Here is a 17903-nt window from a genome sequence, read left to right as displayed (position 1 = left end):
GCACCGCCTCACACGGTGTTCCCGGCGTCGTTGACCGCCTCTCGTTCGTCGGCGACATCGAGCCGGGCCGAGGTCATCAGGTCGCCGGAAAGGTCCAGCTCGTCGGTGCCGCTGGAGGCGATGTAGGCGAGGATACGTTCGCGGAAGAGCCGAACGTGGCCGACGGCGATCTTCTCGGCGGTTCCGGGATCTCGGTTCTCGTAGGCGTCGATGAGCGTGGAGTGATCATGACTCACCCGCGCGAAGTGGTCGTCGAGGTGATGAGAATTCCAGTCCTCCGTACCTCCGAACGCCAGGTATCCCAGCCGTTGCCCCTCGTCGTGGATGCGCGCGGCGAGCACGGCGAGGTACTCGTTGCGCGCGATGCGCGCTTCGAGGTTGTGCAGGGCGGCGTTGGATTCGGCGATGTCCGGCGCGGACCTTCGCCGGATCGCGTCGTTGACGAGGGCGTCCGCTTCACGCAACTCGGCGATCTCGGCGGAGGTCACCCGGTTGGCGACCAGCTGAGCGATCGCCTTCGCCGTGACGATGTTGGCTTCGAAGAAGTTGCTGATGCCGGAGATGTCCATCGGCCGCACGATGAATCCACCGCCGGGGTGGGCCTGGATCAGGCCCTCGGAGGCGAGTAGGAACAGCGCTTCGCGAGCCGGGGTACGGCTGAGTCCCAGCTCCTGACTGAGCTGCACGTCGTCGACCCACTCGCCGGGCGCGAGGCGCAGAGTCATGTACCGAGCCTTGATCTCGGTGTACGCCCGTTCCATTTGTGTTCGCTGCCGCCGTCCCACGTAACCATCCTGGCACATCGATTTCGTGCCCTTGACCCACTGCCGTCACTTTGTATTATCTCTGCATGCAAAATGAGGAACTGCCGGTTCCAGTCGAGGTCGACCGCTACACCGGGAAGTGGAGCGTCGACGGACTGCCCATGGTGCTGGTTCCTCAGCACCTGCTCGTGAACAACATGGACGCAGTCGAGCAACGGCTCGGCCGGGACGAATCCGCCCTGCTGTTCCGCGACGCCGGTCGGCGATCGGCATTCCACTGGTGCGCTCACGAGTCGGCGCGGCTGGGCCTTTCCGGTGCCGCGATCGTGCGGCACTACCTCGATCGCTTGAGCCGTCGTGGATGGGGCCGTTTCGAGATCGACACCCTCGATCCCTCGCGAGGAGCCCTGAGCGTGCGGGTGCGGCATTCCGCCCTGTTGCCCGTCGACGGCTCGAGCCGTTCGGTCGACCGGGCCTGTTACCTGTTCGAGGCGTGGTTCGAGGGCGCGCTGCAGTACGCCTCGGGTGAACCCGGCATCGCACCCGTCCACGAGGACCGGTGCGGCGTCAACGCTGACGAGTGCCGGTTCACCACCGACGGACCTGGAAGGTGCCATGACAAGCAACGACGTCCCTGACACGAGAACAGTCGGCAAGGTCATCCGCGCAGCGTCGATCGGAAACTTCGTCGAGTGGTTCGACTTCGCGCTCTACGGCTTCCTGGCTACCGAGATCGCCGCCAACTTCTTTCCGAGCGGTGACTCCACCGCCGGTCTGCTCCAGACCTTCGCCGCCTTCGCCGTGGCCTTCGCGCTGCGGCCCATCGGCGGCGCGTACTTCGGCGCGTTGGGTGACCGCATCGGCCGCAAACGCACGCTGGCCATCACGGTCCTTCTCATGGCCGGGTCAACCGTCGTTCTGGGACTCTTGCCCACCTACAGCGCGATCGGCATCATCGCACCGATCTTGCTCGTGCTCGTCCGCTGCGTCCAGGGATTCTCGACCGGCGGCGAGTACGCCGGAGCCTGCGCCTTCGTGCTCGAACACTGCCACCGCGGCAGACGGGCGTGGTATTCCAGCTTCCTGCCCGTGAGTACCTTCACGGCATTCGGCACCGCCGCCGTCGTGTCCTTCGCGTTCAGCAACTGGCTCGGCGCGGACACCATGACCGAATGGGGCTGGCGCGTCCCGTTCCTCATCGCCGCCCCGTTGGGCATCTGTGGCTTCTACATCCGGCAGAAGCTCGACGAAACGCCGGACTTCCAGCAGGTCACCGACAACGACACCGTCGCGTCCGCGCCGCTGCGGGAGGCTGTGCGGTCGCACGGGCTCACCATGGCGAAGCTCGGCCTGTTCATCTGCACCACCGCGCTGTCGTTCTACATGTTCACCACGTACATGACGACGTATCTCAAGGTCACGGCCGGACACAGCGCCTCCATGACCTTGCTTTCCAACGTGCTCGCGCTGATGTTCGCGGCCGCGTTGTGCCCGCTCGTCGGTCTGTTCTCCGACCGGTTCGGCAGGCGCGCGACCATGTTCGCCGCCTCGGGTCTGTTGGTCGTCGGTGTGATGCCGGCGTTCCTGCTGGCAGGCAACAGTGGGTTGGCGCCTGCGGTCCTCGGGCAGCTGGTATTGGCTCTGGGCGCCGTGTCGTGCAACGTCGTCACCGCCGTCCTGCTCGTCGAGTTGTTCCCGACGCGCGTGCGGTACACGGCCTCGGCGCTCACGTACAACCTCGCCTACGCGCTGTTCGGCGGAACAGCGCCGTTCCTCGCGACCTTCTTGATCGAGGTCACCGGTGACCCGTTGGCTCCCGCCTACTACCTCGCGGTCGCCTCACTGTTCGCGCTGGTCGCCGCGTGGGCGCTGCCCGAGACCTCGCGCCGCCCGTTGTCCGCCACCGAGCCCGCATCCCACGAGAGAGGACGGAGCATCGCATGAGTGCCAAGATCACGGTCTTTCCGGCCAAACGAGTCGTGACCATGGATCCGGGCCGACCAAGTGCCTCGGCTGTGGCTGTCATGGACGGACGGGTGCTGTCCACCGGCAGCATCGAATCGATGAAGCCATGGCTCGACCGCCACGAATACGAAGTGGACGAGAGCCTGCGCGACAAGGTGATCCTGCCGGGCTTCATCGACCCGCACACCCATTTCGCGCTGTCGTCGGGCTACCTCGGGGTGCCGTATGTGGGGCCGATCGACTCGCCCGGACCGTGCGGGACCAATCCAGGACACCCGACGCGCGACAGCGTCATGGCCGAGCTGCGCGACCTCGACTCTCGCTTGCCCTCGGGCAAGACACTGGTCGCATGGGGCTTCGACCCGGCCGTTCAGGGTGGACATCTGCACCGCGACGAGCTGGACGGCGTCGTGGGGGAACGGCCGGTGTTCATCATCTCCTACGCGCCGCACTACCTCTACGCCAACAGCGCCGCGCTGGCGACCACGGAGCTCTCCGCGGACAGCGCGGTGCACGGGGTCGGCCGCTACCCCGACGGACGCCTGAACGGCCAGTTCGTCGAGTTCGCCGCACACAAGGCCGCGATCGGCCGATCAGCCGCCGATCTGGTCGAGGACACCGGCGAGCAAGGCCTGCGCGACATGGCCCAGCTCGCCGTGCGAGCGGGGGTCACCACCACCGCGGAGCTCCTGTTCGGCATGACGGACCCGGAACACGAGTGGCGCATCCACGACGCGGCTTTCAACGATCCGGCCACACCGGTGCGGATGGGCCTGGTGTCGTACGAGATGACGCTGCACGACCAGCACGGCGACAAGGCAGCGCAGCAGCTGGCGGAGCTGCACTCCCGCAACAGCGAGACGCTGTTCTTCCACGGTGTCAAGTTCCTCGCCGACGGTTCGTTCCCGGCCATGTCGCTGCGCGTGCGGTTCCCCGGCTACCTCGACCTCAGCAACGGCGTGCGCAACGACGTCCCGTGGGATCAGCTCCACGAGCGCATGGAACCCTTCTGGCGAGCAGGAATCCCCATTCACTGCCACGCCAACGGCGACGAGAGCATCGACGCCGCTCTCGACTCATTGGCGGCACTGCAGGACAGCAAACCGCGATTCGACCACCGCTTCACCCTCGAGCACTACTGCATCAGCACGCCCGATCAAGCCCGCAGGGTGAAGGCGCTCGGTGCGCAGGCCAGCGTCAACTGCTACTTCGTGCACTACCGCAGCCACGTGCACAGTCATGAGGGTTACGGGCCGGACCGTTCCGAAGCGGTCGGGCGGCTCCGCTCGCTCGAACGCGAGGGCGTGACCTTCGCATTGCACTCGGACTTCTCACTGGTCCCGGTTCCGATGCATCCGCTGACCGCGGCGTGGGTCGCGGTCAACCGCCTCGGCGCGGACGGTGAGACGGTGCTCGCACCCGGCGAACGCATCGGAGTCGACCGCGCACTCCGCGCGATCACCGTTGACGCCGCGCACGTTCTGGGTATGGAACGCACCGCGGGCAGCCTCGAACCCGGCAAGTTCGCCGACTTCGCCATCCTCGAGGACGATCCCTACGAGGTGAATCCCGCGGAACTGCGCGACATCCCGATTTGGGGTACCGCCCGTTCCGGGATCCTGCACAAGGCCTGATGCCGCGGAGCGACGGGCCGGACTCCGCAGCATGAGCCGGAATTCGCAGCACGACGGTTCGCCCACGCCGTGATCGCCTGCCCGTTCGCACCCGCACCACCCAGGGGGCGGTCATGGCCGACGGGCGGGCGCACCGCGCGTGCCCGTGACCCGCAACGCGCGTCGGGTCACGGGTTACGCCGGGTCGGACTCCTCGTCGAGGAGCGCCTCCAACGCGGGGAGCGCGGCCTCGAGGGCGGCCCGGCGGTCGTCGGAGAGGCGCTCGATGCGGCTGCACAGCTCCCGGATCCGTTCGGAGCGGAGGTCGTGGAGGGTGCGCCTGCCTTCGTCGGTGAGTTCGGCGAGCCAGGCACGGCGGTCGACCGGGTCGGGCTCGCGGGCCACGAAACCGGACTCGACGAGCGTGGCCACGATGCGCGACATGGTCGCCGCCGCGACGCCCTCCTTCAACGCGAGGTCGCCGAGGCGGAGCGGGCCCTGGATGTCGAGCGTTGCCATGGCGGAGATCGCACCGTGGCCCGGCCCGGGCGCGCCGGCCTGCCGCAGTGCTCGCGACAGCCGCCCGACGGCCAGAAACAGCCGATGCGGGACGTCGTTCGGCGTGGTCACCTACGCTCCTTCGATCGCACGGAGTGAGCGTTCACCATACGTTCCCTCCACCCGATCGGGGAGAACAGGCGCGGAAAGTGTCCCGGCCGGTGGTCCGGTGCCTCGGTCCGGCGTCTCGGTGTGGCGGGCTCGGCGTGGTCCGGCGTCTCGGTGTGGCGGGCTCAGCGTGGCGGGCTCGACGCCTGGGCCCAGAACCGCTGTGGAATCCGCCCCGCCTCGCGGGCGAGCCTGCCCGCGGTGACGCCTGCGCGCATCGCCGCCGCCATCCGTTCCGGGTCCTGCGCTCGCGTGACGGCGGTGGACAGCAGCACCGCGTCGCAGCCGAGTTCCATCGCGAGCGTGGCGTCCGAGGCCGTGCCGATGCCTGCGTCGAGGATCACGGGCACGCTCGCGCGCGCGACGATCAACTCGATGTTGTGCGGGTTGCGGATGCCGAGACCCGTGCCGATGGGTGAGCCGAGCGGCATCACCGCGGCGCAGCCCGCCTCCTCGAGCCGCAGCGCGGTCACCGGGTCGTCGTTGGTGTAGGCGAGGACGGTGAACCCCTCGTCGGCGAGCTGCTGCGCAGCGTCGACGGTTTCGATCGGGTCCGGCAACAGGGTGCGGTCGTCGGCGTGGACCTCGAGCTTGACCAGGTCCGTACCGAGCGCTTCGCGGGCCAACTGCGCCGTCAGCACCGCCTCCGCCGCGGTACGACAACCCGCGGTGTTGGGCAGCAGCGCGATGCCGAGGCGGCGCAACAGGTCCAGCACCCCGGAGCCGGAACCGAGGTCGGCGCGCCGCATCGCGACGGTCGTCAACTCCGTGCCCGACGCGGTGAGCGCGCGTTCGAGGATGTCGAGGTTCGCCGCCCCGCCGGTGCCGATGACCAGCCTCGACGTGAACTTGTGATCGCCGATCGCCAGCACCCCGGCCGGTTCGCCTGCGAAATCGCCTGTCATGTCAGCCTCCGTCCCCTCAGCCGCCCTGGACGGCGGTGAGGATCTCCACGTGTGCCCCGTCGCCGACGACGGCGGCCGGCCACTCGGCGCGGCGCACCACGACCCCGTCGACGGCCACGGCCACTCCTCGTTCCGGTACCTCCAGCGCGGCGAGCACGCCCGCGACGGTGGTGTCGTCGGGCAGTTCGCGCGCCTCTCCGTTGACATGGATGTGCATCAGACCCGCTCCTTCACACGGTCGGGATGGGCAGCCGCGACGCCGGGCGGCGGTGCGGCACCCGCCAGCCACGCGGCGACCGCGTCGGCGGTCACGGGGGCCAGCAGCAGGCCGCCGCGGTGGTGACCGGTCGCGGCGTACACCCCGTCGGCGACCTCGCCCAGCAACGGCAGGTTGTCGGCGCTGCCCGCACGCAGGCCCGCGGCGGTCTCGACGACCTCGTACTCGGCGATCCCGGGGAACACGCGCTCGGCGGCGTCGAGCAACCGCCGCACGCCGCGGGCCGTGACGGCGGTGTCGAAGCCCGCCTCGTACTGCGTCGCGCCGACCACGAGGTCGCCGTCGCCGGATTCGCCATCGGCGCGCGGCACGAGGTACACGGGCTCGCCCTCGACCATCGCGCGCACCGTGCTGGTCGGCGGTGGCAACGTGGTGCGCCGCGAACGCAGCCGCAGCACCTCGCCCTTCAGCGGCCGGACGTGCGCGCCGACGTCCGGCAGCAGCGACCGACTCCACGCGCCCGCGGCCACGACGATCGCGTCGGCACGGTGCTCGCCCCGCGAGGTGCGCACCACACCCGGTTCGACGGCCCCGACCTCCTCGGCGACCTCCACCACACCACGGGAGCCGGCGGCTGCGCGGAGAGCGGCCAGCAGTCTGCGCGTGTCGACGGCGAGGTCGCCGGGCACGACGAGCCCGCCCGTGATCGAGCCCGCGAACCCCGGTTCACTCCTCCGCAACCGCCGCGCGGGCACGTACGTCGCCTCGCGGCCCAGCTCGTGCAGGTAACCGGCGAGCGTGTGCAGGGTCTCGGCGTCGGCGCGGTCGAACGCCGCGACGACGGTCCCCGACGTCGACAACCCGGGATCGTGTCCGCAGGACGACAGCTCCTCGGCGAACGCGGGCCAGCGCCGCAGCGACTCCTCGCCGAGCACCAGTACGTCCTCCTCGCCGGGCCAGGCCTCGGTGACGGGCGCCAGCATGCCGCCCGCGACCCGCGACGCGGCACGGTCCGGCGCCGGATCGAACAGGGTGACGCGGTGTCCCGCGGTGGCGGCCCGCCACGCGACGGCCAGGCCGATGACGCCGCCTCCCACGACGGCCACCTCGGTCGCACCGGCCGGGAAAGCCGGAGCGGCAGGCTCGGACATACGACTCACGCTCCCTGCGCCGGCATGATCCGGATCAGGTTCCACGGTCGGAGTCGACCGGCACCGATACGACTCGGCCCGGTACTCCCTCTCAGCCCGGCAGGGCTCCCGTGCGGACACCACCAACCTACCGCGGCGCGCTACTGTGATGCCATGCCCGGCCTGAGCGGTGATCGAATACGCGCGCGCCTCGCCGACGCGCGGTTGTACCTGTGCACGCCGATGCGCCCCGACCTCGCGGAGTTCGCCGACGCGGCACTCGCGGGCGGGGTCGACATCGTCCAGCTGCGCGAGAAGCCCGCGATGGAGGCGGCCGACGAGCTCGCCGCCCTGGAGAAGCTCGCCGAGGTGTGCGCCCGCCGCGGCGCGCTGCTCGCCGTCAACGACCGCGCCGACATCGCTCTGGCCTCGGGGGCCGACGTGCTGCACCTCGGCCAGGGCGACCTGCCGGTGCCGCACGCCCGCCGCGTCGTCGGTGAGGACGTGGTGATCGGCCGGTCCACCCACTCGCTCGACCAGGCCACCGCCGCGGCGTCCGAACCGGGTGTCGACTACTTCTGCGTGGGCCCGTGTTGGCCGACGCCGACGAAGCCGGGCCGCACCGCCCCCGGCCTCGACCTCGTGCGCGACGTCGCGGACACCATCGGCGCGCCGCGGCCGTGGTTCGCGATCGGCGGCATCGACGCCGATCGCATGCCGCAGGTACGCGCCGCGGGCGCCGATCGCGCCGTCGTGGTACGTGCCATCACCGACGCCGACGACCCGCAGACCGCGGCCGCAACCCTCCGGGCGTCACTCCTGTAACTCCCGCACGCCGGCTCCGACCGTGCGTGCCCCACACTCAGGCCCGCGTGTTGCGTTCTCCAGGGCTCGTGTTGCGTTCTCCGGCGACCGTGTTGCGTTCTCCGGGGACCGTGTTGCGTTCCCCGGGGCTCGTGTTGCGTTCTCCGGGGCTCGTGTTCTGCGCCCGCCCGTCGCACCGGACATCCCGGCACCCGGCTCAGGGAGCCGGGGTCGCCTCGTTCGGCTCGGGTGCGGTGGGCTGCTCCGGCGTGGCCTCCGTCGGCTCCTCGACCTCGGTCGGCTCGGGCTCCTCGACCTGCTCCTGCTCGTCGGCGGGCTGCTGCTGGTCCGGTCGCTCCGACCCCGGCTCCTCCGAAGGCTGCGGCTCCTCTTGCGTGGGCGTCGCCTCGCCTGTGGGGTTGGCAGGATCGGCCGGATCGCCGTCCTGCTGCGTCGCGGGCGCGTCGCCGTCGCGCTGATCGTCGACGTCGACGTCGACGTCGCCGGAGTCGGACCCGGAGTGGTCGCGGTCACCGACGATCGCACTGACGGTGCTGCGGCCCTGGCCGTTCAACGACTCGCCGGTCGCCAGTTCGAAGCCGGTGAGCACCAGCATGCCGATGCCGAACACGACGGCGCTCGTCGCCGCCAGCACGGGCCACCGCCGCCGGAGCAGACCGCCCCCGGTGGTGGTATCCGACGCCGCGCCCGTCGCATCGGTGTGCGACGGCACGCCGAGATAGTCGGTCGGCTGGTCGGCGTTCGACAGGATCCTGCGCGTCGTCGGCTCGGCCGCCTGGCCGTACCGGGCCGTGTCCGTCGCAGCGGACTGCCGCATGACGACCGTCCTGCCCTTCGCCCGGCCGCCGCTCTTCGCCTCGGCGAGCGCCGCGGCCTTGGCTTTCGCCCGGCGCGCGGCCTCGCGGGACCGTCGCATCGAGCGCAGGTACAGCTCACTGCCGACGGTGCTCAGCACGCTGATCGCGCCGGCACCGATCACCGTCCCGTACACGCCGAAGAACGAGCACAGGAACGCCGCGGTGGTCGCCGCGATGCCGCCCGCGATCACCGGAGCGGGCCGCAGCCCGGTCTTCTCCTTCGCCTCGTCGGCACCACCGGTACCGACACCGTCCGTCCTGTCGACATCCGAGTCCGGGCGGTCCGGCGCAGCGCCGTTCGCCGCGATGTAGTCGGTCGCAGCGTCCTGCTCGACGTACCGCCGGCCGCCCCTGTGGATCTTGTCGTCGTTCATGCGCCCCTCTGGTCCGCGCTCGCTCCCTCGCCCCTTGCCGAATACATCGCATCCGGCGGTTCCGCCGTTTCGCGAGAAGCGAGAACTCTTCGAGTGAGCGCGGACACCACGCCACCGTCCACAAAGGACGCCTCAGTGTGGCGAGCGGGCGACGACGACGCGGACTACGGCCTCGTGAGGGTGGTGACGAACTTGTAGCGGTCACCGCGGTAGATCGACCGCACGAACTCCACCGGCTTGCCGTCGGAACCGAATGTCTGCCGATTCAGCAGCAGCACCGGAACACCGACGTCGGCACCCAGCAGTTCGGCCTCCTCCGGACCGGCGAGCGAGGTCTCGATCGTCTCCTCTGCCCGGTCCATCTCGACGCCGTACCGCTCGGCGAGCGCCTCGTACAGCGACCCGCCCTCGATCATCTGCCGCTTGAGCCCGCGGAACCGCGCCAGCGGCAGATGGGTCGTCTCCAGTGCCATCGGCTCGTCGTCGGCGAGCCGCAGCCTGCGCAGCAACAGGACCTTCGCACCGGTCCGGATACCGAGCAGTTTCGGCAGATCACCCTCCGCGAACACCTCGTCCACCTCGAGCAACTGCGACGAGGGCTCCAGACCCTGCGCCAGCATGTCCTCGGTGTAGGACGAGAGCTGCAACCGCTGCGCCACCTTCGGCTCGGCGGCGAACGTGCCCTTGCCCTGCACCCGGTGCAGCCTGCCCTCCGCGGTCAGGTCCGCCAGCGCCTGCCGGACCGTCGTGCGGGAGACGTGGAACTCCCCGGCGAGTGCCCGCTCCGTGGGGATCGGTGCCCCCGGGGGTAGCGAGTCCAGCTGATCCAGCAGATGCTGCTTGAGAGCCCAGTACTTCGGCTCACGCCCAGGTCGTGCGACGGTTGCGGTACCGCCCCTCGCTCCGGAAACCTCCAACATGGCGACTCCTCCACTCCAGCGCCCCGAAACGCCTTACCGCCAAACTACCCTTCGCGGCCCATGTTCAACCTGTCTAGTATTGGTCTAGACCTTAACGGGGATTCGAGAGGAGCATCGTGACCGATGCGCAACCCGGCGCGCTGATGACCGCCGAGATCGACCAGCAGCCCGGCATGCTGGCCACGATCGCCGAGCACCGCGCCGACATCGCGGCCGTGGCCGCCGACATCGCCCGGCACCGGCCGCGGTTCGCCCTGCTGGCCGCCCGGGGTTCCAGCGATCACGCCGCCATCTACGCCAAGTACCTGATCGAAGTGCTCCTCGGCCTTCCCGTCGGACTGGTCTCCCCCTCGACGACGACGCTCTACGGCGCACGCCCCGACCTGCGCGACGTCCTCGTCATCTCGGTGAGCCAGAGCGGCGGGTCACCCGACCTGCTCGAAGTGACCCAGGCGGCGAGGGACGCCGGCGCACGCACGGTCGCGGTCAGCAACACACGGTCGTCGCAGCTGTTCTCGGCGGCCGATCTCGCCGTCGACATCCGCGCGGGCCAGGAGAACGCCGTCGCCGCGACGAAGACCTACACGGCGACGCTGCTGACGCTGTATCTGCTGGTCGACGCCATCCGCGGCGGGGACGGCGGCGCGGTGGCCGACATCGGCGAGCGCGCCGAGACGACGCTGCGCGACTCGGCCGACCAGGTCTCGCACGCGGTCGACCGGTTCCGGTTCGCCGACCGGGTCATCGCGGCCGCGCGGGGCTACTCGTACGCCTCGGCGCTGGAGTCGTCGCTCAAGCTCGCCGAGACGAGCTACCTGCAGACCCACGCCTACAGCGGTGCGGACCTGTTGCACGGGCCGGTCGCGGCCGTCGACGAGGAGACGGCGGTGCTGGGCATGACGAGCGCGGGCCGTGGCGGCGAGGCGATGGGCGACGTGCTGCGCGCGGTCGGTGAGCGCGGTGCCGACGTGCTCGCGGTCGGATCGGCGGCGTCGTCGATGCCGGCGGCGCTGCGCATCGACGTCCCGGAAACGGCCGAGGAGGTGGCGCCGATCCTGGAGATACTGCCGGTGCAGCGACTGGCGCTGCACCTGTCGCTGGCGAGGGGCGGGAACCCCGACAACCCGCGTGGCCTGCACAAAGTGACGAAGACCCGCTGATGTACGTCGTCGGAGTGGACGCGGGCGGCACGAGCACCAGGGCGTGCGCGGTGGACGCCGACATGCACGTGCTCGGCACCGGCCGCGCGGGCGGGGCGAATCCGAACTCGCACCCGCCGGAGAAGGCCGCCTCCGCCGTCGCCGAGGCCGTCGCCGCGGCCACCGTCGACCTCGACCGCGGCGACCTGGGCGCGTGCGTCGTGGGGATGGCCGGTTCGAGCAAGCTGACCGATCCGGACGTCGCGACCCTGTTCGAGCGCACGTGGCGGGACGCGGGTTTCGACGTCACTCCGCAGGTGGTCTCGGACGCGGAGACGGCGTTCGCCTCGGCCACCGACGCGCCGGACGGCACGGTGCTCGTCGCGGGCACGGGCTCGATCGCGGGACGGATCCGCGACCGGCGCATGGTGTCGATATCCGGCGGCTACGGCTGGCTGCTCGGCGACGAGGGCTCGGGGTTCTGGATCGGCAGGGAGGCGGTCCGTGCCACGCTCGACGCGCTGACCAGGCGTGAAGCGCTCGGCGAGCTGGCGTCGACGGTACTGGCCGAGGCCGGTGTCGACCCGGCGGAGCCACAGGCGTTCCACCTGCTCATCACGGCCGTCAACGGGGAGGCGCCCGTCCGGCTGGCCCGGTTCGCACCACTCGTGAGCGCCGCGGTCGAGTCCGATCCCGTCGCCGCGCGCATCGCCGACGACGCGGCGGACCGGCTCAGCGAGATCGCGTTCGCCGCCCGCGATGCCGCCGAGAACACTCCGATCGTGCTCGTCGGCAGCGTCCTGGGGGAGGGCGGTCCGGTCCGCATCCGCGTCCACGATCGGATGCGTGGCTGTGACGTGCGGGAAAGTAAGGACGGCGTGTTGGGCGCCGCGTGGCTGGCCGCACTAAGGGGGTTCGGTCGACAGGTTCCTCACCCGAACAGAGTAGGGTGACGGCGGCCCCCGGACCTCCCCCCTCGCCGGGGGCCACCTACTTGTCGCGCGCCGGTGGCGCGGACCCCGCGTTCGCGCCACCGGCGCGCGCCGAATCCGGGGACGCCGAGCCGGAGGCCCCGCCCTCGGTCGTATCGCCGTCAGACGTCTTGCCATCGGTCGCAGCGCCGCCGGTCGTGTCGCCGTCCGCCGGCTCCACGTCCTCGCCGGCTGCGGTATCGCTCTGCTCCGAGCCCCGCCCCTCCGGCGGCACCGGATGGCGCAGGCCGGGATGCTCCGCGGGCAAGGACCGGTGCAACACCCAACCGCTGAGGGCGACTGTCAGCGCCACGAGCGGCCACGACAGCACCGTGCGCGCGACGCCCAGCGCGACCACTTCGCCCGCCCACCACAGCACGCCGAACACGGCGACCCGCAACGTGTACTGGCCGAACACCCACACCCAGCTGGCGCGCGAGTACGCCCGCAACAGGTCACGGTCGGCCCGCCAGCGCGTCTTCTGCCCCAGCACCGTGCCGACGACCACGCCGAGCAGCGGCCACCGGATCACGATGCTCACGGCCCACGCGAGCGCACTGGCCACATTGGACAACAGCTGAATGAGGAAGAAGTCCTGCGCACGGCCGGTACGCAGGGCGATGAGCGCCGCCAGCACCACCGCGGCGAGGCTGATCAGCACCGCACGGACCTTGTCGCCGCGGGCGAGGCGGAAACCGCCGATGGCCACGCTCAGCGCGATCGCGGCGGCCGCTCCCCAGCCGATCGACGAGCCCGACACGAGCCAGCCGACGACGAACGCGACGGGCGGCAGGCTCGCGTCGATCGCGCCCTTGCGACCACCCAGGAGGCTCGCCAGGGACTCGCGGCGCGGCGCGGCGGGATTCTCCGAACCCCGGCGCTGTGCGGCTTCGCGACGATCCGGGGCGGCCCCGGGGGTCTCGTGCGGCGGCGTGTCACTCACGGTCCCCACCTTGCCTGATTCCGTGCGCCGGCATCGCCGGCTCGGAGCACGTTACCTTCACCACACCGAACACTGCGGTCCCCACATTACGGCTGCGTAGGTCGCCCTCGAAGGAGGAGACTGTCAGCCTTGGTCCGACCGGCGCCCGCGACGCAGGCCCTTCGGGGGAAGAACGCGCCTCCCGCCGGCCGTTGATCAACTGGGAGACACGCGTGCACAGGGCGGAGGGAGACGTCGTGACCGGATACCGCAGCTTCGTCGCGATCGGGGACAGCTTCACCGAGGGGATGAACGACGAGCGTCCCGACGGCACGTACCGCGGCTGGGCCGACCGGCTCGCCGAGATCCTCGCCGACGGCTCCCCTGACTTCGCGTACGCCAACCTCGCCATCCGCGGCAAGATGCTGACCGAGATCATGACCGAGCAGCTGCCGGTGGCGCTGGAGACCAAGCCCGACCTGGTCACGGTGTGCGCGGGCGGCAACGACATCATCGTGCCGGGCGTCGACGTCGACGCGAAGGCCGCCGAGTTCGAGGCGGGCGTCGCGGCCCTGCGCGCCGAGGGCATCGAGGTGCTGATCTTCACCGGACCCGACACGAAGAGCATGTCGGTGATCAACATGCTGCGCGGCAGGGTCGCCATCTACAACGCGCACCTGCGCGCGATCGCCGACCGCCACGACGCGAAGATCGTCGACCTGTGGTCCATGGACACGCTGCACGACATCCGCGCGTGGAGTGACGACCGGCTGCACTTCACGGCCGAGGCCCACCGGCGGATCGCGCTCCGTACCGCGGAGGTGCTGGGCGTGCCCACGTCCGACGACTCGCGGGAGCCGTGGCCCGAGGCCGACGGCCACCCGAACTGGCTCACCCTCCGGCGCAGCGACCTGGAGTGGACCCGCACGCATCTGCTGCCGTGGATCCGGCGCCAGCTGCGCGGCGAATCGCTCGGGGACGGCATCACGCCGAAGCGCCCCCGCCTGACCCCGCTGCGCGAGGCGGCCGGCTCGGCCCAGCTGTGCCAGCAGGTCTCCACGACCCCGGCGGGCACCACGGTCACGGCGACGTCGACGGTGTCGGCGAACGCAGCGGTCTCCACAGCGGTCTCCACGGTCTCGGCCAACACGGCCACGTCGGCGAGCACGGCGAGCTTCACGCGGGTCGAACCCTCAGACAACTGACCGCGCCCCGCGTTGCGGGTTCCGGAGCGTCCACACACGGCACGCCACCCACAGGCGTCACACCTGTCGCTGCGTTCGCGGGGCGAGTGGTCCGCGCCTATCGTCGGTGCATGGCCGGGAAGAATGGGCGGTTCTGGCTGATTCCGCTCGCGTTCGCAGTGTCGGGGCTTCTGGCGTTCGGCGCGACGTGGGCGACGGCCGACCGGATCGAACACGACCTGCAGGGCGAGGCGCAGACCGCGCTACGCGACGCCGGGGTGGCCGCGCCCGACGTGACGATCGACGGACGCGACGTCACGGTGGCGGACGTCCCGAAAGGGCACGGCGATCGAGTTCGCGGCGTCGTCGGCGATGTCGAGGGCGTCCGGGCGGTCGACGTGCAGGAGACGAAGGCCGATCCGGCCGCGGTGCGGACGCAGCAGGCCATCGACGGTGCGCTCCGACGGTCGCCGATCCGGTTCGCCCCCTACGGCGATGAGCTGACCGGGGCCGGCAGGCGTGCCGTCACGCACGTGGCCGACATCCTGCGCTCGGCACCCACCACGCTGCGGTTCGAGGTCGCGGGACACGTCGCGAAGGTGCCCAACCTCGACGGCGACGAGGCACGCGCCCTGTCCCGCGAGCGTGCCGACGCCGTGGCCACGCAACTGGCCGACGCCGGCATCTCCCGCGACCGCCTGACGACGGTAGGCCACGGCGACACCCGGCCGGTGGCCGACGGGTACGACGCGAAGTCCGACCGGGTGAACCGGCGAGTGGAGATCCACGTGCGCTGACGGCACGCGACAGGGACCGGAACGAGGAGGGATAACGCCCATGTTGTGGTTGTTCGGACAGATCTGGCTCTGGCTGCTCGTCGCTTTCGCGCTCGGCGCGCTGGCAGGGGCCCTGCTGACCTGGCCTGCGCAGCGCAGGCGTGCCGCGCAGGCCGGTACCGACGACGGCACCTCCGCCGACGGCACGGCCACGGGCGACACGCACGCGGGCGACACACACACCGGCGATGCCCTCGCCGCGCCCGGAACGACGAGGACCGGCCCGGCCGGGACGGCGACGTTCGGCGCGGTGACGTCCGGCTCCGACGCCGGTACGGGGCGGTCCGACGCGGCGCCGCACGGCTCCGGGCGGCAGGTACACGACCCGACCACGCCCGGTCACAACCGCGGGCGGCGGCGCGGTCCGCGCACACCCGACGTGGAACAGGCACGGTCCGCCCCCACAGACGGCCCAGGCAACCACATCATCGGCACGCTCGACGAGGCCACGGGCGCCGGCCGGACATCGGGAACGTTGCCGCCGCGGCGCGCGTGGCACACCCGCAACGAGTGGCCGGACGAAGCCGACGAGTGGGCCACCGAGCACGACATCCCCCGTTCAGGCGGCTGACCTCTCGCTCCGTAGCGGCTGATAAGTTCGCTGAGCCGCTTCGGCGCTTCGTCGGCGATGTAAGGAACGTGGATGCCGCTCCCCTACTGGACTCCGGACAACGTTCTGCCTCCGGGGCGACACCCCGCCGACCTGTCCGACCTCTACGAGAGGTTCGTGTGGGACGCCCCGCACCGCAACGAGCGCGAGGTGCTGTTCAGCGCACTGTCCGGCTACCTCGGCGTCGTCGGTGGGCTCATCCCTACGGGCAGGGCATGGATCTCCGGGGAAATAGCCGTGCGCACCGAGAACGTGCCCCGGGACATCGACGTGCTGCTCATTCCGGACGAGTGGGGCAGCCTCAAACGGCTGACGGCCCCCGCCCGCGAGGCCCTGTACGGCATGCTCACACTCAACGGCGTGATCGCGGAGCAGCCCGCGATGTACCTCGACCGGGTCCGTCCGATGAGCGGCCTTCTCGACGGCTTCCTGTGCCGGCCGGGTGACGAGGAGGCGTGGGAACCGACGTGGGCGCGCGGTCCGGTCCACGGCACGTTCAAGGGATTCGCGGAGGTGACGTGGTGAGCTTCGAAGAGGTCGCCGATGCGATTCCCGGCGGCACGTGGCTGGACGACCTGGCGCGCGCATCCGCCCGCGCCGCGCACGCCAAGTTCGAACGGCCGATCCGGTCGGCGCTGCTGCGGGTGTCGATGCTCGATTCGCCGCGGATGGACGCCTACGCGTTCTCCGACATCAGCCGCGCGCTGCAGGACGCGACCGCGAAGGTCGGCCACATCGTGCGCAACCCGCAGGGCGAGATCACCTACGTCCAGCCCGCCGACCGGGAGAAAGCGCCACTGCTGCAGCGCGGCCAAGCGGGCAACGCCCTGTTCTTCGGGTTCCCGGAAACGTCCGATCCGGACGCGCTGATCAACGACGGCATCGAGACGCTGTCGGAGCGTGCCGTGAAGGAGCTGTGCGACTTCCTGCCGATCAACGGCTCCGACGACGGTGCCCTCGACGCGGTACTGCTGCAGCGCGACACGATCCGCAATGCCGTGAGCGACGTCGTCAGCGCCGTCACCAAGACCTCCAGCCTGGGCCTCACGCTGATGCCGACCTCGGGCGAGGAGGTCACGCGCAGCATGACCACCGAGCAGGCGCGCGTGCTGCACAACAGCCTGCGGGAGTCGCGCGAGGACGTCGGCTACGAGACGGTGACCGGCAGGCTCGACGGCGTACGCACCCGCAGGCGAATCTTCTACCTCGAGCGCGACACCGGTAGCACGATCCAGGGCGCGGTCGTGCCGGACCTGCTCGACCAGATCAAGGTGAACCTCGACAGGCCCGTCACGGCGCGCCTGCGGGTGGTCCGCACCACTACGATCGACGGCCGCCGGGGACGTCCCGTGTACGAGCTGCTCGACATCCACGGCGAGACGAGCCTGTTCGACTGACCCACTCCGGCCGCGCCGGGTATGCACGAAGTGCGCCGCACTGACCGGAATCGGACGATTCGGGGCCGCAGCACGCGCGAGGCGGCGGAGTTCCCGGCTTGTACGAATGTCGGGCGCACGGAGAATCCGGGCGAATTCACGTGAATCGGAACGCCGCCGATGTGCCTCGAACCGGAGAAACCAGGGAATTCGGACCCGGTCGCGAATCCACTCGAACCGCGAATCCACTCGAACGGAGTCACGCTCGGACGGGAATCGGCGCCACGGTCGGAACAGAATACGGCCCCGTGCCATCAGTCCCGATCTGATGGCGCGGGGCCGTACTCCTCGTTCTTCGCCGCCTCCGCCGCGGTCACACGGCGCCCACCCCGAGCAAAAGGAGTCACCAAGCCGCTGGGGGCGACTGCTCACCGCTGTGCGATGAGGTGGCGACACGGTAACAGGCTGCGCAAGGTCGGCTACACCCACCCCTGGCGTAAACCCTGTCCGCGACTTCGGTGCGGCAACCGGTTCAGTCCTGTCGTGGTTCGACCGCATCCGAAGGGTGCTCCGTCCGGCGGCACGGACGCCGGACGGAGCACCGAGCCACGGACGCCCCACACTCACGG

General features: G+C 70.7%; 19 protein-coding genes and 1 riboswitch. Of the genes, 11 read left to right on the top strand and 8 right to left on the bottom strand.

What is annotated here, in order from left to right:
• Positions 1-8: 8 nt before the first annotated feature.
• Entirely contained in the window at positions 9-761 is a 753-nt protein-coding gene (locus FHS23_RS06400; protein WP_183649225.1) for a GntR family transcriptional regulator, read from the bottom strand.
• A gap of 89 nt (positions 762-850) precedes the next feature.
• On the opposite strand from FHS23_RS06400, the gene FHS23_RS06395 reads away from it, so the two are divergent.
• From FHS23_RS06395 to FHS23_RS06385, 3 genes are read left to right on the top strand one after another with little or no spacing between them, the layout of a single operon-like run.
• The gene (locus tag FHS23_RS06395; protein ID WP_183649222.1) at positions 851-1402 is read left to right on the top strand and encodes a DUF5943 domain-containing protein; all 552 of its coding nucleotides are present in this window, start codon (positions 851-853) and stop codon (positions 1400-1402) included.
• Positions 1380-2708, top strand: a complete 1329-nt coding sequence (locus FHS23_RS06390; RefSeq protein WP_183649219.1) for an MFS transporter — start codon at positions 1380-1382, stop codon at positions 2706-2708. Before FHS23_RS06395 ends, FHS23_RS06390 begins: the two co-directional genes overlap by 23 nt.
• Positions 2705-4363: an amidohydrolase gene (locus FHS23_RS06385; RefSeq protein WP_183649215.1), complete on the top strand. Its 1659-nt coding sequence runs from the start codon at positions 2705-2707 to the stop codon at positions 4361-4363. Before FHS23_RS06390 ends, FHS23_RS06385 begins: the two co-directional genes overlap by 4 nt.
• A 174-nt stretch (positions 4364-4537) precedes the next feature.
• Here the strand turns inward: FHS23_RS06385 and FHS23_RS06380 are convergent, their stop codons facing one another.
• The 4 genes from FHS23_RS06380 to thiO form a co-directional block, all read right to left on the bottom strand.
• Complete coding sequence (locus FHS23_RS06380; protein WP_183649212.1) at positions 4538-4972, bottom strand: MarR family transcriptional regulator; 435 nt, start codon at positions 4970-4972, stop codon at positions 4538-4540.
• A gap of 161 nt (positions 4973-5133) precedes the next feature.
• A complete protein-coding gene (thiG, locus tag FHS23_RS06375) occupies positions 5134-5913 on the bottom strand; it encodes a thiazole synthase (protein WP_183649209.1) in 780 nt (259 codons plus the stop codon).
• A gap of 16 nt (positions 5914-5929) precedes the next feature.
• Complete coding sequence (thiS, locus tag FHS23_RS06370; protein ID WP_183649206.1) at positions 5930-6130, bottom strand: sulfur carrier protein ThiS; 201 nt, start codon at positions 6128-6130, stop codon at positions 5930-5932.
• Positions 6130-7281: a glycine oxidase ThiO gene (gene thiO, locus FHS23_RS06365; RefSeq protein WP_183649203.1), complete on the bottom strand. Its 1152-nt coding sequence runs from the start codon at positions 7279-7281 to the stop codon at positions 6130-6132. The genes thiS and thiO overlap by 1 nt, the downstream gene beginning before the upstream one ends.
• Positions 7276-7403, bottom strand: a riboswitch (TPP riboswitch). Its footprint overlaps the gene before it by 6 nt.
• 31 nt (positions 7404-7434) lie before the next feature.
• On the opposite strand from thiO, the gene thiE reads away from it, so the two are divergent.
• Positions 7435-8085: a thiamine phosphate synthase gene (gene thiE, locus FHS23_RS06360; protein ID WP_183649200.1), complete on the top strand. Its 651-nt coding sequence runs from the start codon at positions 7435-7437 to the stop codon at positions 8083-8085.
• Between the two features lie 196 nt (positions 8086-8281).
• Here the strand turns inward: thiE and FHS23_RS06355 are convergent, their stop codons facing one another.
• Positions 8282-9316: a hypothetical protein gene (locus FHS23_RS06355; protein WP_183649197.1), complete on the bottom strand. Its 1035-nt coding sequence runs from the start codon at positions 9314-9316 to the stop codon at positions 8282-8284.
• 164 nt (positions 9317-9480) lie between these two features.
• Positions 9481-10236: a GntR family transcriptional regulator gene (locus FHS23_RS06350; RefSeq protein ID WP_183649194.1), complete on the bottom strand. Its 756-nt coding sequence runs from the start codon at positions 10234-10236 to the stop codon at positions 9481-9483.
• A 143-nt stretch (positions 10237-10379) separates the two neighbouring features.
• On the opposite strand from FHS23_RS06350, the gene FHS23_RS06345 reads away from it, so the two are divergent.
• On the top strand, positions 10380-11396 hold the full coding sequence (locus tag FHS23_RS06345; RefSeq protein WP_183651034.1) for an SIS domain-containing protein: 1017 nt from the start codon (positions 10380-10382) through the stop codon (positions 11394-11396).
• The gene (locus tag FHS23_RS06340) at positions 11393-12328 is read left to right on the top strand and encodes an N-acetylglucosamine kinase (RefSeq protein WP_183651031.1); all 936 of its coding nucleotides are present in this window, start codon (positions 11393-11395) and stop codon (positions 12326-12328) included. The genes FHS23_RS06345 and FHS23_RS06340 overlap by 4 nt, the downstream gene beginning before the upstream one ends.
• A gap of 37 nt (positions 12329-12365) precedes the next feature.
• Here the strand turns inward: FHS23_RS06340 and FHS23_RS06335 are convergent, their stop codons facing one another.
• Positions 12366-13172 (bottom strand): DUF3159 domain-containing protein, encoded by an 807-nt coding sequence (locus FHS23_RS06335; protein WP_425501105.1) that lies wholly within the window; start codon positions 13170-13172, stop codon positions 12366-12368.
• Positions 13173-13576: 404 nt separating this feature from the next.
• On the opposite strand from FHS23_RS06335, the gene FHS23_RS06330 reads away from it, so the two are divergent.
• The 5 genes from FHS23_RS06330 to FHS23_RS06310 all read left to right on the top strand — a co-directional run bounded on the left by FHS23_RS06330 (position 13577) and on the right by FHS23_RS06310 (position 17295).
• On the top strand, positions 13577-14473 hold the full coding sequence (locus tag FHS23_RS06330) for an SGNH/GDSL hydrolase family protein (protein WP_221219225.1): 897 nt from the start codon (positions 13577-13579) through the stop codon (positions 14471-14473).
• A 110-nt stretch (positions 14474-14583) separates the two neighbouring features.
• Positions 14584-15249, top strand: coding sequence for an OmpA family protein (locus tag FHS23_RS06325; protein WP_183649185.1), 666 nt, complete (start codon positions 14584-14586; stop codon positions 15247-15249).
• Between the two features lie 40 nt (positions 15250-15289).
• On the top strand, positions 15290-15859 hold the full coding sequence (locus tag FHS23_RS06320) for a hypothetical protein (RefSeq protein WP_183651266.1): 570 nt from the start codon (positions 15290-15292) through the stop codon (positions 15857-15859).
• A 72-nt stretch (positions 15860-15931) separates the two neighbouring features.
• A complete protein-coding gene (locus tag FHS23_RS06315; protein ID WP_183649182.1) occupies positions 15932-16423 on the top strand; it encodes a DUF6932 family protein in 492 nt (163 codons plus the stop codon).
• Entirely contained in the window at positions 16420-17295 is an 876-nt protein-coding gene (locus FHS23_RS06310; RefSeq protein ID WP_425501086.1) for a hypothetical protein, read from the top strand. Before FHS23_RS06315 ends, FHS23_RS06310 begins: the two co-directional genes overlap by 4 nt.
• The last annotated feature ends 608 nt before the right edge of the window (positions 17296-17903 follow it).

It is taken from the genome of Prauserella isguenensis (genome assembly GCF_014191605.1).
GTDB classification, from domain to species: domain Bacteria; phylum Actinomycetota; class Actinomycetes; order Mycobacteriales; family Pseudonocardiaceae; genus Prauserella; species Prauserella isguenensis.
Note: the sequence above shows the minus strand (reverse complement) of the source record. Positions and strands in the feature narration are given on the sequence as shown.